This is a genomic window from Pseudomonas sp. LP_7_YM (genome assembly GCF_004364435.1).
Taxonomy (GTDB): domain Bacteria; phylum Pseudomonadota; class Gammaproteobacteria; order Pseudomonadales; family Pseudomonadaceae; genus Aquipseudomonas.
The window spans coordinates 168,524-186,070 of sequence record NZ_SOCT01000006.1 but is presented as its reverse complement, the minus strand read 5'-3'; the positions used below and the strand labels follow the sequence as shown (position 1 = coordinate 186,070).

The window sequence follows — 17,547 nt, the reverse complement described above, 5'->3', positions numbered from 1 at the left end:
TGCTGAAACGGGTCGTCACGCCTTCGAGGTACGCGCCACATGTTGGCCGAACGCGTCGATGATGCTTTGCAGAAATGGCCGGGTCTTTTCGCTCAGCCGGCCTTGCTCATCAAAGAAGGTGCCGGCGTTGCCCAGATACGCCTCGGGCTGCTGCATGCACAGCACATCGAGAAACACGAAGCTCTGGCGCAAGTGCTGGTTGGCGCCAAAACCGCCAATGGCACCGGGCGAAACACTGACCACTGCCGCTGGCTTGGCTTTGCCCCACGCGCTCTTGCCATAAGGCCGCGAGCCTACGTCGATAGCGTTTTTCAGCACGCCGGGCACCGAACGGTTGTATTCAGGCGTGACGAACAGGAAACCATCCGCGCCCTGCAGGGACTGACGAAATGCGTTGTAAGCGGCAGGCGGCGAGTCGAGGTCGATATCTTCGTTATAAAGGGGCAGATCACCAATTTCGACAATCGTCAGCTTCAGGCTGGAGGGAGCGAGTTCAGCGAGCGCGCGGGCTACCTTGCGGTTAAGGGACGCCTTTCTCAAGCTGCCGACAATCACTGCAATCGAAAACTGGCTCATGGAGATGACCTTTTGCTAATGGAGGAAGAGACAGTTATAGATGAAAGCCACCGTTTGGTCCGCGGGGTTTTTTTGTTGGGATTGATCGAAATGGTCGATATTCATCACGCAGGTTCACATGCATGCCCTACCGTTGGTCGATACTATTTTTTCGCTCTGCGAAAACTACCCCTGAAATCAAGGGTCTGAGAGGCTTGTGTGAGGAAGGTACAGGCGTGCCCTGCAGATTAGCCTTACGAGTGGACACGGATTCAAGGCGCGCAGTGGTACGATGCGAGCGAAAACGAGCAGTTATTTCCAGAGGTTACAAAGCAAATGGCTTCAGTTCTAGTTGGGCAATTTCAGGCCAGGGATGCGGAAGGTCGTGTCTATCAAGTGCATGAATTTCGTGAATCACAACCCGAAGCGACTCACAGTCCGACGCAAGTCTCCACCTATCGCCTGGCTATTGGTGACCGCATGAACCACTTGGGCGGCGATGATTTCGAGCTGCTCCAGTCGGGCACCAAACTCAAGCGCGAACCGCAAGGCGGTCAAGCACCCCTCGTCCAATCCCCCGAGAGCAGCCCCAATACTGATGTGTCTGACGCCTGATCGCTGACAGGATCGTCGAACATCAGGTACCAGAATACCGCTGCTTCGTCGGTGGCCGGGTCGATGGCGCGATAGCGCAGGTAATCGACCCCGCCGACCACGAACCCGTAACTTTCGTACAACCTGCACGCTGCCAGGTTGTTGTTCTGGGTTTCCAGCATGATGCCGGGCAGATTTTGCTTGCGGCTCCAGAACTGCGCTACGTCCAGCAACTTTCGCGCGATTCCGCAGCGCCTGGCCGCAGTGTCCACTGCCAGCTCATCAATGTGAGCGAAGCCATTCCAGTGTCGACTGACCACAATATGTGCAACCGGCTCCTCATCGAGCCAGGCTACCAGCACCGTGCCCGCAGTCGAGTCCCGGTAATTGCAGAACTCTTGCGAATCAATGCCGTAATTCTTTAGATAAGGCTCGACCGGATCGATGCGCCATTGTGCCACCGGCTGGCCGATCTGCACCCGAGCATAGCCAGTGACCGTGAAGGTGAACTCGCTGTTGAGGATGTAATCTTCGAAATACTGGTCCGCAACACGGACACTCAGCGCCGGATCCGACATGGTCACCTGAAGCCTCCTGCAACGCCGAAAGAGAGACGTCCCTGTAGCAATATTTACCGGGCCTGCGCTTCAAGCAATTGTGTCCACAGTGCCGGAGCCCCGGCAGACTTGGCGATCACCGCCAGACGCGCCTCGTGGGCGGCCACTTCGGCTTCGCTGGCAACGATGATCCGGCCTGGGGTGCGATTGGCAACGCGACGCACCTCGGTCGGACGATCCGCACCGCCTTCGCCGTCGTTGTTACCGGCAAGCGACAGCGTGGTCTGCCCACCGGTCATCGCCAGGTAAACGTCTGCCAGGATCTCGGAGTCGAGTAAAGCGCCGTGCAGTTCGCGCCCCGAGTTGTCGACGTCGTAGCGTTTACACAGCGCGTCAAGGCTGTTGCGCTGCCCCGGATGACGTTCACGGGCCATGGCCAGGGTGTCGAGTACCGAGCAATAGGTGGTGAGGTCGGCGCGGTCGTGCTGACCGATCAGGGCGAATTCGTTGTTGAGAAAGCCAACGTCGAACGGCGCGTTGTGGATGATCAGCTGTGCACCCTTGATGAATTCAAAGAACTCATCGGCGACTTCGGCGAAACGTGGCTTGCCGATCAGGAACTGATCGGTGATGCCGTGAACGCCGATCGCGCCCTCGTCACTGTCGCGATCGGGCTGCAGATAGACGTGGAAGTGCCGTCCGGTCAGCCGCCGACCGATCAACTCGACACAACCGATCTCGATCACCCGATGGCTGTCGGTGACGGGCATACCGGTGGTTTCGGTGTCGAGTACGACTCTTCGTTCAGTGATGATGTTTTTTGCAGTCATTGCCTGGCGCCTCGTTTTCAGGCGCGGATATTAACATGGCTGTTTTCGGGATGTGTGTACGAACCCGCGCATGACGACGATCCCCCTCTGGAAGCACATTCATTCGCAAGAAGTCGGTGCGTTCGCGGCCCAGGTGTCGCCTGAAACAGGCGCATCGCCCATGAATGCGCTAGCGCCAGGTTTGTGGACCGACGTTCAGGATCGCCGCCATTACCCGTGTTTGATTCCTCGCACCTCATCCACCCCGCGATTGGCCAACTGGTCGGCGCGTTCGTTGCCATGGTGACCGATGTGCCCACGCACCCATTTCCAGGTAACGTTGTGACGGTTGACCTGTTCGTCCAGCTGGCGCCACAGGTCGGCGTTCTTGACCGGTTCTTTCGCCGCTGTTTTCCAGCCGCGTTTCTTCCAGTTGACCATCCACTCGGTGATGCCCTTCATCACGTATTGCGAGTCGGTCACCAGGATCACGTCGCAGGATCGTTTCAGCTCTTCCAGGCCGCGAATCGCTCCCAGCAGCTCCATACGGTTGTTGGTGGTGTTGGCTTGACCGCCCCAAAGTTCCTTTTCCACGCCTTTGCATACCAGCAGCGCGCCCCAGCCGCCCGGGCCGGGGTTGCCTTTGCAGGCACCATCGGAGAAGAGTTCTACGGTATCGCTCATTACGACTTTTCCAGAATTTAGAGAAGGCTTGACCCACAGCCGGCCATCAAGGCTCGGGGGTGCGCCGATTGACCTTGGCCATCGGCAGCGGCAGCAATTTGCCAATCGGTTCGCGTCGCGGCATACGCACCGGGCGCAGCCCCACCACCAGTTTGCGCGCAACCAATAAATAGAAGCCGCTACCCGGGCTTTGCCAACCGCCCAGACGCTCAAGGCCCGACAACCGGTGCTGCCAGGCAGGGGAAGCAAGCGGCGGACGATAGCACCCGAATCGACGTTTCTCCAGCGCAAAGCCCAGCAGGTTGAGCCAGTCACCGACCCGCGAGGGTGAGATGCAGCGCGCCCGGCGCAGCGCATCGTTGGCGAAGAGATGGCGAATACCCCAGGTGCTCCAGGGGTTGATGCCGATGATCACCAGATGACCACCCGGGCGCACGCTGCTGGCTGCCTCGCGCAGCAGGCCGTGAGGCGACAGACAGAAGTCCAGACCATGCTGCATGACCACCACATCGGCGGCGTGCTCGCTCAGCGGCCAGGCTTGCTCTTCGCAAACGATCTCGACCCCCGGCAGTGGCGCGCCCAGCCTTACATTACGCTGCACTTGCCTGGCCTCGGGCGGGGGCTGCGCCGAAGGACCGTAATGCACCAGATAGCCACCGAAGAACCGTTCGAGCTCTTCCTCCAGCACTTTGCGTTCTTCTTCCAGCAGCAACTGCCCCACCGGCCCCGAAAACCACTCACGGGCAGCGCCGATCAGCTCAAGCCACTGGGGATCGGCCTGGGCAAACGCTTCATCGGTCATTTCCGGTCTCCATGAGATGCCCAGCGCGAGAGGTACTCGCGCGGAGCCTGTTCAGACTCTAAGATTGCGCTTTGTTTCCAGCCAAGTGAATCGCGCCATGATACAGATCGATGCCCTGCCCGCTTTCACCGACAACTACATCTGGTTGTTGCAAGACAATGCCAGCAAACGGTGTGCCGTGGTCGACCCGGGTGACGCCGCACCGGTGCTGGCCTGGCTGGACAATCATCCGCAGTGGCGTCTGAGTGACATTCTGATCACCCACCATCACGCTGATCACACCGGTGGCGTTGTGGCGCTCAAAAACGCCACCGGTGCCAAGGTTTACGGTCCGGCCCACGAGAACATCCCGGCCCGGGACGTCGCGCTGGAAGACGATGACCAACTCACCGTACTCGGCCTGACGTTCGCCGTCCATTCGGTTCCGGGCCACACGTTGGGGCACATCGCGTTCTACCACGCGGATGCGCAGACGCCCTTGCTATTCTCCGGCGATACCTTGTTTGCGGCAGGCTGTGGCCGTCTGTTCGAAGGCACTCCCGGGCAGATGCATCAATCGCTGAACCGGCTGGCGGCCCTGCCCGACAGCACGCTGGTCTACTGCGCCCATGAATACACCCTGAGCAACCTGCGCTTTGCGGTGGCCGTGGAGCCGGACAACCCGGACGTGACCGGCCGCTTCGATCAAGTCACCCGCTGGCGCAAGGAAAACCGCATCAGTCTGCCGTCGAGCCTGGCGCTGGAACGCAAGACAAATCCGTTCCTCAGGGCCTCGCAACCGTCGGTCAAACAAAAAGTGGACGAACGGACAGGTACGGACAATGCCTCGCCTGCAGCGGTTTTTGCCGCCCTGCGCGCATGGAAAGATAAGTTCTAATCGGGTAGCGGATCGGCACAAAAATTCTGAAAGGTTGACCGTTGTTAAGACGCTTTCTAGAATCGCCCGACATTTTCGACTGGAACTATCCCCCAGCCAATGTCGTCATCTATACGCAGAACCTTTAATTCCGACGCATTGACTCGGTTGGCCCAGGCAATAGCAGTGGTTGCGAGCGCTACGTTGGCAGGTTGCCAGACCACCGGCGGCCTGGAATCCGGGAACTCGAGCAACGCCTCTCACACCCCGGCGGTGGCCAAACCCAAGCCGGTGTTCGTCGCTCGCAAACCGGCCCCGCTGGCGCCACCCCATGATGTATGGGAACGCATGCGCCAAGGCTTCCAGTTGCAGGACGGCAACGACCTCAACCCACGTATCGACCAACAGCGCCTGTGGTACGCCAACAACCCGTCGTTTCTCGAAACCGCAGGTGAACGCGGCAGCCTCTACATGCACTACATCGTCGAGCGTCTGGAAGAACGCAACATGCCGCTGGAGCTGGCCCTGCTGCCAGTGATCGAAAGCGCCTACAACCCGATGGCCCTTTCCCGCAGCGATGCTGCGGGCATCTGGCAGTTCATCCCGTCCACCGGGCGCTACTTCAACCTGCGTCAGACCAATTTCTACGATGGCCGCCGTGACATCACGGCGTCCACCACCGCCGCGCTGGATTACCTGACCAAGCTGCATGACATGTTCAACGGCGACTGGCTGCTCGCCCTGGCGGCTTATAACGCTGGCGAAGGGACGGTCAGCCGCGCCATCGAACGCAACGAAAAGCTCAACCTGCCGACCGACTACTGGAACCTGCCATTGCCGCAGGAAACCCGCGACTACGTGCCAAAATTGCTGGCCCTGTCGCAAGTGGTCCTGTCTCCGCAAGCCTATGGCGTCAATCTGAACCCGATCGACAACAAGCCGTACTTCCAGGTCGTCGAGCTAAACCAGCGCATGGACCTGTCCAAGGTCGCACAAATGGCCAATATCGATGAAGACGAGCTCATGCAGCTCAACCCCGCCTTCAAGAAGCGCCTGACCATCGACGGCCCGCAGCATCTGCTGGTACCCACTTCCAAATCGCAATTGCTGACCGCCAGCCTTTCGAACATGAAGCCCGAAGAGCTGGTGGACTGGCAGCAATACCGCGTGCGCCCGGGCGACAGCCTGGCCAGCATCGCCAGTCGCTACAAGGTTTCAACCGGTACGCTAAAAGACCTGAACAGACTGTCGGGTAATCAGCTCAAGCGCGGTCAGGCGTTGACCATCCCGGTCCAGCCGGGCATGAGAATGGCCATGCCGGTGTTTGAAGAAGTGGCCGAAGTGGATGTGAAACCGGCGCGCACCCGCACTTATAAAGTGAAGAAAGGTGAAAACCTGGGTCAGATCGCGCGCATCAACAAGGTGGACGTCAAAGACCTGCAGCACTGGAACAAGCTGTCCGGCTACAACCTGAAAGTCGGTCAGACCCTGGTCATGCAGGACAACAGCAAGCCTGCTGCGAAAACCAGCGCCCGTGCCGTCGCCAAGGCTGACCCTGGCACCCGCAGCGGCGACGCCGACAAAAAGCCAATGCAGTACAAGATCCAGAAAGGTGACTCCATGTACCTGGTTGCCAAACGGTTCAACGTCGAAATGCAGCACCTCAAGCGCTGGAATCCGCGCAGCGGCCAAGCATTGAAGCCAGGGCAGACGTTGACGGTCTATGTGCCGCATTGAGCGTGAGGATGCTTTGGAGGGCGTCGAGTCCAGCGGCCATTGCCCTGTCGGACGTCGATAACTGAGGGAGCGAATTCATTCGCGATGCGGCGCCACGCCGCCTGCAGCAGCTTTCGCGAATGAATTCGCTCCCGCAGCGTTTGGCATTCATTAGCCTGCACACACGACTCCCCCTACCCTTTTTCCAGCCCGGACAAGCTGTTACTGTGACCGACCGCTGCCAGGATCGAATCCCCATTTGATACGCCTCTCGCTGATGATTTTCAGCCTGGTCTTGAGCACGACAGCCGCCGCGACCATCAGTGAAAGCCATGGGTACGCACAGTTCGGTGTCCTCAAATACCCGGCCAGCTTCACCTATTTCGACTGGGTCAATCCCGAGGCGCCGAAGGCTGGCACCTTGCGAATCATGGCGAACGGCACCTTCGACACCCTCAACCCGTACACCTTCAAGGGCAGCAGCCCGATCTCGACCGCCAATTTCGGCCAGTACGGCGTGAGTGAGCTGAACGAACCGCTGATGGTGGGCACCGGGCAGTACGATCCTTCCGGCGACGAGCCCACGTCCAGCTACGGCCTGATCGCCAGAACCGTCGAATACAGCGAAGACCGCAGCTGGGTGGTGTTCAATCTGCGCCCGGGAGCGCGCTTTCACGACGGCAAGCCGATCACAGCCTATGACGTTGCGTTTTCCTATCGGACGCTGCTCAAGGACGGCCACCCGCAATACCGCACTGCCCTGCAGGAAGTGCAGCGGGTGGACATTCTCAATCGCCATCGCATTCGTTTCGTGTTCAAGCGATCCGGCAATCCATTACTGATCTTGCGCCTCGGCGAACTGCCGGTGCTGCCGCAGCATTACTGGAAGAGCCGCGACTTCAAAGCCACCACCTTCGAGCCACCACTGGGCAGCGGGCCTTACCGCATCAGCCAGGTACGTCCGGGCCGCAGTCTGGTGTTCGAGCGGGTCAGGGATTATTGGGGCAAGGATCTGCCGGTGAACCGCGGCAAATACAACTTCAACCGCGTGGAAGTCGAGTTCTACCGCGATGCCGACGTCGCCTTCGAAGCCTTCAAGGCCGGTGAGTTCGATATTTACATTGAGCATCAGGCCAAGAATTGGTTAACCGGCTATGACTACCCTGCGGTGAGCCGCGGCCAGGTGATCAAGGCGCAGATCCCACACCAGATCCCGACCCAGACCCAGGGCCTGTTCATCAATTCCCGGCGCAGCACCTTCGCCGACATCAAGGTGCGCGAAGCGCTGGGCCTGATGTTCAACTTCGAGTGGACCAACCGCACGCTGTTCAACAACGCCTACCAACGCTCGGTCAGCTACTACCCCAACAGCGAGTTCTCTGCAACGGACTTGCCTGCCGGTCGCGAGTTTCTCTATCTGTCGCCTTATCGTGATCAACTGCCCGCGCAACTGTTCACGCAGCCGTTTGTCGCGTCGAAAACCGATGGCGGCGGCGTACCGCGCGACACCCTCCGCAGGGCACTCGGCCTGCTCGCCGAGGCGGGCTGGACGTTCACCGACCGCGGCCTGATCAACAGCGCCGGACAACCGTTGCGTTTCGAAATACTTCTGGTCAACCCGAGCCTCGAACGAGTTCTGCAGCCGTACATCGAAGACCTCAGGCGAATTGGCATCGATGCTCGCCTGCGCACCATCGATCGCGCCCAATACAAACAACGGCTGGACCAGTTCGACTTCGACATGATTCTGATGACCTTGAACCAGACACTTAGCCCGGGCCTGGAGCAATGGCAGTACTTTCATTCCAGCCAGGCCAACATCAAGGGCAGCAAAAATTACGCGGGCGTCGCCAATCCGGTGGTGGATAACCTCCTCAACCAACTGCTGGCGGCGAAAAACCGAGAGGATCAGGTCGCGGCCACCAAAGCACTGGACCGGGTCCTGCTCTGGCAGCACTACATGATTCCCAACTGGTACCTCAACACTCACCGTCTGGCGTACCGCAACCGTTTCGCCTTCGTCACCAACCCGCCCTATACCCTGGGCCTGCGTGCGTGGTGGCTCAAGCCTCTGGAGAAAACCCCATGACTGCCCTGCGCTCCCTGACGCGGGCTGGCGGCCTGTTTCTGAGCCCGTTCCTGCTGGCCCCGCTTCTGTTGGGGATGACCTGCTCAACCCAGGCCGCCCCGCAACATGCGCTAACGCTGTATAACGAGGCACCCAAGTACCCGGCCGACTTCAAGCATTTCGACTACGTGAATCCCGATGCCCCCAAAGGCGGGATTCTGCGTAGCGCCGGGTTTGGCAGCTTCGACAGCCTCAATCCGTTCATCAGCAAGGGCGTGCCTGCAGACGACATTGGTCTGATCTACGACACGCTGATGCGTCAAGGGCTCGACGAGCCGTTCACCGAATACGGCCTGATCGCCAGCAAGATCGAAAGAGCCCCGGATAACAGCTGGGTGCGCTTTTACCTGCGCCCGCAAGCCCGGTTCAACGACGGCCATCCGGTACGCGCCGAAGACGTGGTATTCAGTTTCGAAACGCTGATCAAGGACGGCTCGCCGCTGTACCGCAGCTATTATGCCGACATCGACCAAGCCGTCGCGCAAGATCCATTGACCGTGGTGTTCAAGTTCAAGCACACCAATAACCGTGAGCTGCCACTGATCATCGGCCAGTTACCGGTGCTGCCAAAACACTGGTGGGCCACCCGGGATTTCAACAAGAGCAATCTGGAAATTCCACTGGGCAGCGGACCGTACAAGGTCGCCGAAGTCAACGCCGGGCGTTCGGTGCGCTACGAGCGGGTCAAGGACTACTGGGGCAAGGACCTGCCGGTCAACAGGGGTTTCTACAACTTCGACAAGCTGTCTACGGACTATTACCGGGACAACACCGTCGCACTGGAAGCCCTGAAAGCCGGCGCCTTCGACGTCTGGCAAGAGATGGCTGCGAAGAGCTGGGCCACCGCTTATGACGTTCCCGCAGTGCGTGAAGGCCGCCTGATCAAGGAAGAAATCCCCAATGGTAATCCGCAAGGCATGCAAGGTTTCGTCTTCAACTTGCGCAAGCCGATGTTCCAGGACGTGCGCGTACGCCAAGCCCTGACTTTACTGCTGGACTTCGAGTGGACCAACAAGCAGCTGTTCTTCGGTATGTACACCCGAACCAAGAGCTACTTCGATAACTCGGACATGGGCGCGCGGGGCCTGCCATCAGAAGCGGAGCTGAAAATCCTCGAACCGCTGCGCGGCAAGTTGCCCGATGCGGTATTCAGCGAGGCATTCAAACTGCCGGTCACCGACGCCAGCGGGATCATTCGCGAACAGCAGCGCAAGGCTTTTGCCCTGCTCAAGGACGCGGGCTGGAAAATCGTCGGTGACAAAATGGTCGACACCGAAGGCAAGCCGGTCAACATCGAGTTTCTGCTGGCCCAGACCGAATTCGAGCGCGTGTTGTTGCCATTCAAACGTAACCTTGCCGACCTCGGCATCAACCTGGAAATCCGCCGGGTCGACGTTTCGCAGTACATCACCCGCCGCCGCTCGCGGGACTACGACATGATCGTTGGCAGCTTCCCGCAGTCCAGCTCGCCGGGCAATGAACAGCGTGAATACTGGGATTCCTCCGCCGCCGACAAGCCGGGTAGCTACAACGTGATCGGGCTCAAGGATCCAGCCATTGACACTCTGGTCAGCGGCCTGATCAACGCCGACTCGCGCCAAAGCCTGATCGACCACACCCGCGCACTGGACCGCGCCCTGCTATGGGGCTACTACGTCATCCCCAACTGGCACATCAAGACCTGGCGCATGGCCTATTGGGACCATCTAGGCCATCCACAGAAATCACCGCTGTACGACATCGGCGAAATGACCTGGTGGGTCAAGCCCGATGCGACGCCGGCGATTGCGGTAGAACCTGCCCCGGACGCCGCCACGCCTGAAGCAGCACCTACCCAAGGCACGGAGCAATAACATGCTGGCGTACATTCTGCGACGCTTGCTACTGATCGTGCCGACCCTGTTCGGCATTCTGCTGATTAACTTCGTGATCATCCAGGCCGCTCCAGGCGGCCCGGTGGAACAGATGATCGCCAAGCTCGAAGGCTTTGAAGGCGCCACCAGCCGTATTGCCGGTGGCGGCGCCGAAGTATCGGTGGCCGGCTCGAACTACCGTGGCGCGCAGGGTCTGGACCCGGCACTGATCAAGGAAATCGAGCACATGTACGGTTTCGACAAGTCGGCGCCGGAACGCTTGTGGATCATGATCAAGAACTATGCCCGACTGGACTTCGGTGACAGCTTCTTTCGCGATGCCAGGGTCATCGACCTGATCGTCGAAAAAATGCCGGTGTCGATCTCGCTGGGATTGTGGAGCACGCTGATCATGTACCTGGTGTCGATCCCGCTGGGGATCGCCAAGGCCACGCGACATGGCAGCCAGTTCGACATCTGGACCAGCTCGGCGATCATCGTCGGCTATGCCATTCCCGCGTTTCTGTTCGCCATTCTGTTGATCGTGGTCTTCGCCGGCGGCAGTTATTTCGACTGGTTTCCGCTGCGCGGCCTGACCTCTGGCAACTTCGACGAACTGAGCTGGCTGGGCAAGGTGGGCGACTACTTCTGGCATCTGGTCCTGCCGATCACCGCGCTGGTGATTGGCAACTTTGCCACCATGACCCTGCTGACCAAAAACAGCTTCCTCGATGAAATTGGCAAACAGTACGTCGTCACCGCCAAGGCCAAGGGCCTGACCCAGCACCGCGTGCTCTACGGTCATGTGTTCCGCAACGCGATGTTGCTGGTGATCGCCGGCTTCCCGTCGGCATTCATTAGCATTTTCTTCACCGGCTCACTGCTGGTCGAAGTGATCTTTTCCCTCGACGGCCTGGGCCTGATGAGTTTTGAAGCCGCGATCAACCGTGACTACCCGGTCGTGTTCGGCACGCTGTTCATCTTCACCCTGCTGGGGTTGGTGGTGAAACTGATCGGCGACCTCACCTACACGCTGGTTGACCCACGTATCGACTTCGACCGCAGGGATCATTGATATGACGTTGTCCCCTCTCAATCGACGCCGTTTCGAACGCTTCAAGGCCAACAAGCGTGGCTGGTGGTCGCTGTGGCTGTTTTTGATCCTGTTCGGCGCAAGCCTGGGTGCCGAACTGATCGCCAACGACAAGCCGCTCGCCGTGCGCTATGACGGTGAGTGGTATTTCCCGGTGTTCAAGCGCTACCCGGAAACCACCTTCGGCGGCGAGTTCCCGCTGGAGGCCAACTACAAGAGCCCTTACATCAAGGAATTGCTCGCGGCCAAAGACGGCTGGACCCTGTGGGCGCCGATACCGTTCAGCTACCAGAGCATCAACTATGACCTGAAAGTCCCGGCTCCGGCGCCGCCCTCCCGAGTCAACCTGTTCGGCACCGACGATCAGGGACGGGATGTGCTGGCCCGTGTGATCTACGGCTTCCGTGTCTCGGTGCTGTTCGCCCTGACCCTGACCGTGCTGAGTTCGGTCATTGGCGTGATCGCCGGCGCGTTGCAGGGCTTCTATGGCGGCTGGGTGGATCTGGTCGGGCAACGCTTTCTGGAGATCTGGTCCGGTCTGCCGGTGCTGTACCTGTTGATCATTCTCGCCAGCTTCGTGCAGCCCAACTTCTGGTGGCTGCTAGGGATCATGTTGTTGTTTTCATGGATGAGCCTGGTGGATGTCGTGCGCGCCGAGTTCCTGCGCGGACGCAACCTGGAATACGTGCGGGCCGCAAGGGCGCTGGGGATGCAGAACGGCGCGATCATGTTTCGTCATATTCTGCCCAACGCGATGGTTTCGACCATGACCTTCATGCCGTTCATCCTCACCGGCGCGATCGGCACTCTGACCGCGCTGGACTTCCTGGGCTTCGGGCTGCCCGCAGGTTCGCCGTCGCTGGGCGAGTTGGTCGCCCAAGGCAAATCCAACTTGCAGGCGCCATGGCTGGGCATCAGTGCCTTCGCCGTGCTGGCGCTCATGCTGAGCCTGCTGGTGTTCATCGGCGAATCCGCCCGTGACGCATTCGACCCGAGGAAATGAGATGAATCAGGACAATCTGATCGAAATCCGCAACCTGTCGGTCGAGTTCGTCAACGGGCAGAACGTCCAACGGGTGGTGGAAGGCATCAGCTTCGACATCCGCAAGGGCGAAACCCTGGCACTGGTCGGCGAAAGCGGATCGGGCAAGTCAGTCACCGCCCATTCGATCCTGCGCCTGCTGCCCTACCCCCTGGCCCGGCATCCCACCGGCACCATCGAGTACGCAGGCAGCGAACTGCTGACCGTAAGTGAAAAGCGCATGCGCGCCATTCGGGGCAACCGCATCGCGATGATCTTCCAGGAGCCGATGACCTCGCTGAACCCGCTGCAATCGATCGAAAAGCAGATCAACGAGGTGCTTGGCCTGCACAAGGGCCTGACCGGCAAGGCCGCCACGCGGCGCACCCTGGAGCTGCTGGAGCTGGTGGGCATCCCTGAGCCGCTCAAGCGCCTTAAAGCCCTGCCCCACGAACTCTCGGGTGGCCAGCGCCAGCGGGTGATGATCGCCATGGCCCTGGCCAACGAGCCGGAACTGCTGATCGCCGACGAGCCAACCACCGCGCTGGACGTCACGGTGCAGCTGAAAATCCTCGAACTGCTCAAGGATTTGCAGGCCCGTTTGGGTATGGCATTGCTGTTGATCAGTCACGACTTGAACGTGGTTCGACAAATTGCCAACCGAGTATGTGTCATGCAGCGCGGATGCATCGTCGAACAGGCATCGTGCGAAGAACTGTTCCGTGCGCCGCAGCATTCGTACACCATCGAACTGCTCAGTGCCGAGCCAAAAGGCGGTCCGGCGAGCAATGCTCCGGGCGCGCCAATGCTGGAAGTCGAAGACCTGCGAGTCTGGTTTCCGATCAAGAAAGGCGTGTTCAAGCGTACCGTCGATTACGTCAAGGCTGTGGACGGCATCCACTTCAGTTTGCCCAAGGGACAGACGCTGGGGATTGTCGGCGAAAGCGGATCGGGCAAATCGACGTTGGGCCTGGCGATTCTCAGGTTGATTCGCAGCGAAGGCGAGATACGCTTTCAGGGCCATTCGCTGGCGGCGCTGAAGGAGGATCAGGTGCGGCCTTTAAGGCGTCAGATGCAGGTGGTGTTTCAGGATCCCTTCGGCAGCCTGAGCCCGCGTATGTCGGTGTGCGATATCGTTGGCGAAGGTTTACGCATCCATAAGATCGGAACAACCGTAGAACAGGAAGCTGCAGTGATCGAAGCGCTCAAGGAGGTAGGCCTGGACCCGGAGACCCGGCACCGCTATCCCCATGAATTTTCCGGCGGACAGCGGCAAAGGATCGCCATCGCACGGGCATTAGTGTTAAAACCGGCGCTGATTTTACTGGACGAGCCCACTTCGGCACTCGACCGGACCGTTCAGCGTCAAGTGGTGGAGCTTTTGCGCTCCCTGCAAATCAAGTACAACCTCACGTATTTGTTTATCAGCCATGACCTGGCGGTAGTCAAAGCGCTTAGCCACCAACTGATGGTGGTCAAGCAAGGCCAAGTGGTCGAACAGGGTGTGGCAGAAGACATCTTTGCCGCGCCGCAACATCCTTATACACAGCAGCTGCTGGAGGCCGCTTTTCTGGCACCAGCCGCTGTCGATTAACCTGAAGAGGAACAAACCATGGGTTTTCTCGCCGGTAAGCGCGTCCTGATCGTCGGTGTCGCCAGTAAATTGTCCATCGCATCCGGTATCGCTGCCGCCATGCACCGCGAGGGCGCGGAGCTTGCCTTCACCTACCAGAACGAAAAACTTAAAGGTCGCGTCGAAGAATTCGCTGCCGGCTGGGGTTCGAGCGCTGATCTGTGCTTCCCTTGCGACGTCGCCAGCGACGAAGAAATCGCCAAGGTCTTCGAACAGCTGAGCCAGAAGTGGAATGGCCTGGACTGCATCGTACACTCCGTGGGCTTCGCGCCTGGCGACCAGTTGGACGGCGACTTCACCCAGGCCACCACCCGTGAAGGTTTCCGCATCGCTCACGACATCAGCGCCTACAGCTTCGTGGCTCTGGCCAAGGCCGGTCGCGAGATGATGAAAGGCCGCAACGGCAGCCTGCTGACCCTGTCGTACCTGGGTGCTGAACGCACCATGCCCAACTACAACGTGATGGGCATGGCCAAGGCCAGCCTGGAAGCCGGCGTACGTTACCTGGCTGGCAGCCTGGGCCCGGAAGGCACCCGCGTCAACGCCGTGTCGGCAGGCCCCATCCGCACCCTGGCCGCTTCCGGCATCAAGAACTTCCGCAAGATGCTGGCCGCTAACGAAGCTCAGACTCCATTGCGTCGCAACGTGACCATCGACGAAGTCGGCAATGCCGGGGCCTTCCTGTGCTCCGATCTGGCTTCGGGCGTGAGCGGTGAGATCATGTATGTCGACGGTGGCTTCAACACCACGGCAATGGGTGATCTGGAAGATTGATTCCTTAAACCTCCGTGCACTATCTGTAGCAGCCGGCTTGCTGGCGAATGCGGTGGGTCAGGCAGCCAGGTGCTGAATGACCTGCCGTTTTTTTGCGCTGGGTTTTGGATGTACATGCGAGTTCCCACGCAGAGCATGCGAACGATCAGGATGTGCATAGGCAGAACAGCGGTGCGCAGCGCGACCTTGTGGGACAAGCCGGAGTTACGACGGCCGCGAACCCGGTAGGCTATTGACAGCCAGGTTGCCTGCCACTGCGCCTTCCCCCGAGCGCGGTCCGCACGCCAGAAGCTCTGACCACCCGCTGCCAGTGCCAGACCTAAAAACCAAAAAGCCCCGACTCTCACGAGCCGGGGCTTTTCGTTTTCAGCATTTAGCCAGGATCAATACTTCTCGATCTTCGCCTTCGCTTGCAGCTGCGCCTGATACGACTCAAAGTCCTGACGCCCCTCACGCGATGCCAGGAAACGACGATACTGAGTCTTCTCCGCATCCGTGGCCGGCGCGGCCTGATTCACGCCATTGAGACGCACAATCACAAAGCTGCCGTCAGCTGCAGTGAGGCTGGAGTAAGCCGGCTTGTCCTTGCCTTCAGGTTTAGGCATACGGAACAGCGCCTGCAGAACCTGAGGATCGACACCCTCCTGACCTCGGGCCGCCGCTTCCACCAGCTTCCAGTTCTGCCCGTCTTGCTTGGTGGCAGCGTAAGGCACCTTGCCATCGCGCAAGCCGGCCAACAGAGCCTCCCCCTTGACTTTCACGGCATCACTGGCGCGTTCCTTGACCAGTTGCGCTCGAATGGCATCGGAAACGGCTTCCAGAGGCAATTGCTCGGGCTGACGATGTTCCTTCACGTGCACGACCACCACCGTCTCAGGATCGAGCTCCAGTGCCGAACTGTTGGAGCCCTCTTCCATCACTTCCGGGCTGAACGCAGCCTGGATCACGGCACGGTTGGCCGCGATGCCTTCGCCGCCTTCACGACCGAATGGGGCGGCAGTCTGCACCTTCAGGCCCAGATCCTGCGCAGGTTGAACCAGGTCCGAAGCTTCGTACGCTGCATCTTGCAGCTTTTTGCCGGCATCGACGTACATCTGCTCTACCTGCTGCGACTTCAGCTCGTGGGTGAGCTTGCCTTTCAGGCTGGCAAGGGTCGGAACCGACGGGGCTTCAACGCCCAGTAGCTTGATCAGGTGCCAGCCAAACTGGCTGCGAACCGGAGCCGATACCTGATCCTTGTTCAACGCATACAGCGCGTCTTCGAAGGCCGGGTCGTAAACGCCCTTGCCGGCGTAGCCCAGATCCCCGCCCTTGCTCGCGGAACCCGGGTCCTGCGACAGTTCCTTGGCCAGGGCTGCGAAGTCTTCGCCTTTAGCCACACGCTGCTGGATCTCTTCGATCTTCGCCTTGGCCTGGGCATCGGTGGTCTTGTCGTTGATTTCGATCAGGATGTGCGCAGCCCGACGCTGCTCGGCCAGGTTGGCAATCTCTTTCTGATAGGCAGCCTGCAGGTCTTCATCCTTGACCGACACTTTGTCGAAGAACGAGGATTTCTTCAGTTCGATGTAATCCAGCACAACCTGCTCAGGACTAAGGAATTCCTTGCCGTGCTGATCATAGTGCGCCTTGATTTCGTCGTCGGTCACTTTCACGTTGGACGGATCGGCCGGCAGGGTCAACGTTGCGAAATCGCGGGTCTGTTTTTCCAGACGAGCGAACGCATCGACCTGCGCGTCGGTGACAAACGCACTGCCGCCAATGCCCGCACGGATCTGGCCGATCAGCATTTCCTGACCAAGGATCTGACGGAACTGAAGACGGCTGTAGCCGAGCTGGCGAACAACCTGGTCGAAACGGTCGGCATTGAATTTGCCGTCCACTTGAAACTCAGGCGTCAGGAGGATTTGCTGATCAAGCGCTGCTTCGGAGAAGCCGAATTTGGCGTCCGCCGCACCTTGCAGCAGCAGTTTGCGACCGATCAGACCTTTGAGAGCAGAATCGCGCAGCATCTTTTCATCAAGCATCGACGGATCGAAATCCTTGCCCAATTGCTGCGCAAGCTGACGGCGTTGCGCTTCAACGGCCTGGCCCAGTTCTGTCTGAGTGATCTCGTCACCGTTGACCTTGGCAGCATCCTGGCTGTGGCTGGTGGCCCTGAAAATGGCATCGAAGCCGGTCAGGGCCATCAGCGCCATGACAACGCCGATGATGGTTTTGGCAATCCAGCCTTGTGAATTGTCCCTGATATTCTGCAGCATGCGTCCCCCAGAGGGTTGTACTCAACTCACAAAGCTGCGACACACGGAGCGGAGCGTGGATGAAATCCGGATAGAAGAAAGGCGCATCCGAGGATGCGCCTTCTCGTAACGTTCAAAGCGGACAGGGTTCGGACGTGCGTCCCCCCAGGTGACAGGCCAGCGCTTGCCCAACCGCACTTGCCGCTTTACACCTGGGCAGAGGCAACGCTGTCCC

14 protein-coding genes and 1 pseudogene are annotated in these 17,547 nt (G+C 59.5%); 9 read left to right on the top strand and 6 right to left on the bottom strand.

Annotated features, from left to right (window positions below; all coding sequences use genetic code 11):
* Positions 1 to 15: 15 nt before the first annotated feature.
* Positions 16 to 576 carry an NADPH-dependent FMN reductase gene (locus tag EC915_RS16365; protein WP_133751569.1) on the bottom strand — a complete coding sequence of 187 codons (561 nt, stop codon included), beginning with the start codon at positions 574 to 576 and terminating at the stop codon, positions 16 to 18.
* Positions 577 to 891: 315 nt separating this feature from the next.
* On the opposite strand from EC915_RS16365, the pseudogene EC915_RS25305 reads away from it, so the two are divergent.
* A pseudogene (locus EC915_RS25305) lies at positions 892 to 1,101 on the top strand (hypothetical protein); the annotation flags it as partial.
* Between the two features lie 8 nt (positions 1,102 to 1,109).
* Here the strand turns inward: EC915_RS25305 and EC915_RS16355 are convergent.
* From EC915_RS16355 to EC915_RS16340, 4 genes are all read right to left on the bottom strand, one after another.
* A complete protein-coding gene (locus EC915_RS16355) occupies positions 1,110 to 1,733 on the bottom strand; it encodes a GNAT family N-acetyltransferase (RefSeq protein WP_133751568.1) in 624 nt (207 codons plus the stop codon).
* A 47-nt stretch (positions 1,734 to 1,780) separates the two neighbouring features.
* Positions 1,781 to 2,536, bottom strand: a complete 756-nt coding sequence (gene dnaQ / locus EC915_RS16350) for a DNA polymerase III subunit epsilon (protein WP_372237908.1) — start codon at positions 2,534 to 2,536, stop codon at positions 1,781 to 1,783.
* Between the two features lie 210 nt (positions 2,537 to 2,746).
* Entirely contained in the window at positions 2,747 to 3,199 is a 453-nt protein-coding gene (rnhA, locus tag EC915_RS16345) for a ribonuclease HI (RefSeq protein ID WP_133751567.1), read from the bottom strand.
* A 46-nt stretch (positions 3,200 to 3,245) separates the two neighbouring features.
* Positions 3,246 to 4,001: a class I SAM-dependent methyltransferase gene (locus EC915_RS16340; protein ID WP_133751566.1), complete on the bottom strand. Its 756-nt coding sequence runs from the start codon at positions 3,999 to 4,001 to the stop codon at positions 3,246 to 3,248.
* Between the two features lie 97 nt (positions 4,002 to 4,098).
* Here EC915_RS16340 and gloB point away from each other — a divergent pair, with 97 nt between their 5' ends.
* From gloB to fabI, 8 genes are all read left to right on the top strand, one after another.
* A complete protein-coding gene (gene gloB / locus EC915_RS16335; RefSeq protein WP_133751565.1) occupies positions 4,099 to 4,878 on the top strand; it encodes a hydroxyacylglutathione hydrolase in 780 nt (259 codons plus the stop codon).
* A 99-nt stretch (positions 4,879 to 4,977) separates the two neighbouring features.
* A complete protein-coding gene (locus EC915_RS16330) occupies positions 4,978 to 6,594 on the top strand; it encodes a LysM peptidoglycan-binding domain-containing protein (protein WP_133751564.1) in 1,617 nt (538 codons plus the stop codon).
* A 256-nt stretch (positions 6,595 to 6,850) separates the two neighbouring features.
* Positions 6,851 to 8,662 (top strand): extracellular solute-binding protein, encoded by a 1,812-nt coding sequence (locus EC915_RS16325; RefSeq protein WP_372237909.1) that lies wholly within the window; start codon positions 6,851 to 6,853, stop codon positions 8,660 to 8,662.
* On the top strand, positions 8,659 to 10,554 hold the full coding sequence (locus EC915_RS16320) for an extracellular solute-binding protein (RefSeq protein ID WP_133751562.1): 1,896 nt from the start codon (positions 8,659 to 8,661) through the stop codon (positions 10,552 to 10,554). Before EC915_RS16325 ends, EC915_RS16320 begins: the two co-directional genes overlap by 4 nt.
* 1 nt (position 10,555) lies before the next feature.
* The gene (locus tag EC915_RS16315; RefSeq protein WP_133751561.1) at positions 10,556 to 11,629 is read left to right on the top strand and encodes a microcin C ABC transporter permease YejB; all 1,074 of its coding nucleotides are present in this window, start codon (positions 10,556 to 10,558) and stop codon (positions 11,627 to 11,629) included.
* Position 11,630: 1 nt separating this feature from the next.
* Positions 11,631 to 12,650 carry an ABC transporter permease gene (locus EC915_RS16310; RefSeq protein ID WP_133751560.1) on the top strand — a complete coding sequence of 340 codons (1,020 nt, stop codon included), beginning with the start codon at positions 11,631 to 11,633 and terminating at the stop codon, positions 12,648 to 12,650.
* 1 nt (position 12,651) lies between these two features.
* Complete coding sequence (locus EC915_RS16305; RefSeq protein WP_133751559.1) at positions 12,652 to 14,262, top strand: ABC transporter ATP-binding protein; 1,611 nt, start codon at positions 12,652 to 12,654, stop codon at positions 14,260 to 14,262.
* Positions 14,263 to 14,280: 18 nt separating this feature from the next.
* Positions 14,281 to 15,075, top strand: a complete 795-nt coding sequence (fabI, locus tag EC915_RS16300) for an enoyl-ACP reductase FabI (RefSeq protein WP_133751558.1) — start codon at positions 14,281 to 14,283, stop codon at positions 15,073 to 15,075.
* A gap of 383 nt (positions 15,076 to 15,458) precedes the next feature.
* Here fabI and EC915_RS16295 read toward each other — a convergent pair whose 3' ends face one another.
* The gene (locus EC915_RS16295) at positions 15,459 to 17,333 is read right to left on the bottom strand and encodes a SurA N-terminal domain-containing protein (protein ID WP_133751557.1); all 1,875 of its coding nucleotides are present in this window, start codon (positions 17,331 to 17,333) and stop codon (positions 15,459 to 15,461) included.
* Positions 17,334 to 17,547 lie beyond the last annotated feature (214 nt).

What these genes read in the sequence shown, in the direction of transcription:
- EC915_RS16365 (WP_133751569.1), bottom strand. Translation starts at nt 576, where the DNA reads ATGAGCCAGTTTTCGATTGCAGTGATTGTCGGCAGCTTGAGAAAGGCG.
- dnaQ (WP_372237908.1), bottom strand. Translation starts at nt 2,536, where the DNA reads ATGACTGCAAAAAACATCATCACTGAACGAAGAGTCGTACTCGACACC.
- rnhA (WP_133751567.1), bottom strand. Translation starts at nt 3,199, where the DNA reads ATGAGCGATACCGTAGAACTCTTCTCCGATGGTGCCTGCAAAGGCAAC.
- EC915_RS16340 (WP_133751566.1), bottom strand. Translation starts at nt 4,001, where the DNA reads ATGACCGATGAAGCGTTTGCCCAGGCCGATCCCCAGTGGCTTGAGCTG.
- gloB (WP_133751565.1), top strand. Translation starts at nt 4,099, where the DNA reads ATGATACAGATCGATGCCCTGCCCGCTTTCACCGACAACTACATCTGG.
- EC915_RS16330 (WP_133751564.1), top strand. Translation starts at nt 4,978, where the DNA reads ATGTCGTCATCTATACGCAGAACCTTTAATTCCGACGCATTGACTCGG.
- EC915_RS16325 (WP_372237909.1), top strand. Translation starts at nt 6,851, where the DNA reads ATGATTTTCAGCCTGGTCTTGAGCACGACAGCCGCCGCGACCATCAGT.
- EC915_RS16320 (WP_133751562.1), top strand. Translation starts at nt 8,659, where the DNA reads ATGACTGCCCTGCGCTCCCTGACGCGGGCTGGCGGCCTGTTTCTGAGC.
- EC915_RS16315 (WP_133751561.1), top strand. Translation starts at nt 10,556, where the DNA reads ATGCTGGCGTACATTCTGCGACGCTTGCTACTGATCGTGCCGACCCTG.
- EC915_RS16310 (WP_133751560.1), top strand. Translation starts at nt 11,631, where the DNA reads ATGACGTTGTCCCCTCTCAATCGACGCCGTTTCGAACGCTTCAAGGCC.
- EC915_RS16305 (WP_133751559.1), top strand. Translation starts at nt 12,652, where the DNA reads ATGAATCAGGACAATCTGATCGAAATCCGCAACCTGTCGGTCGAGTTC.
- fabI (WP_133751558.1), top strand. Translation starts at nt 14,281, where the DNA reads ATGGGTTTTCTCGCCGGTAAGCGCGTCCTGATCGTCGGTGTCGCCAGT.
- EC915_RS16295 (WP_133751557.1), bottom strand. Translation starts at nt 17,333, where the DNA reads ATGCTGCAGAATATCAGGGACAATTCACAAGGCTGGATTGCCAAAACC.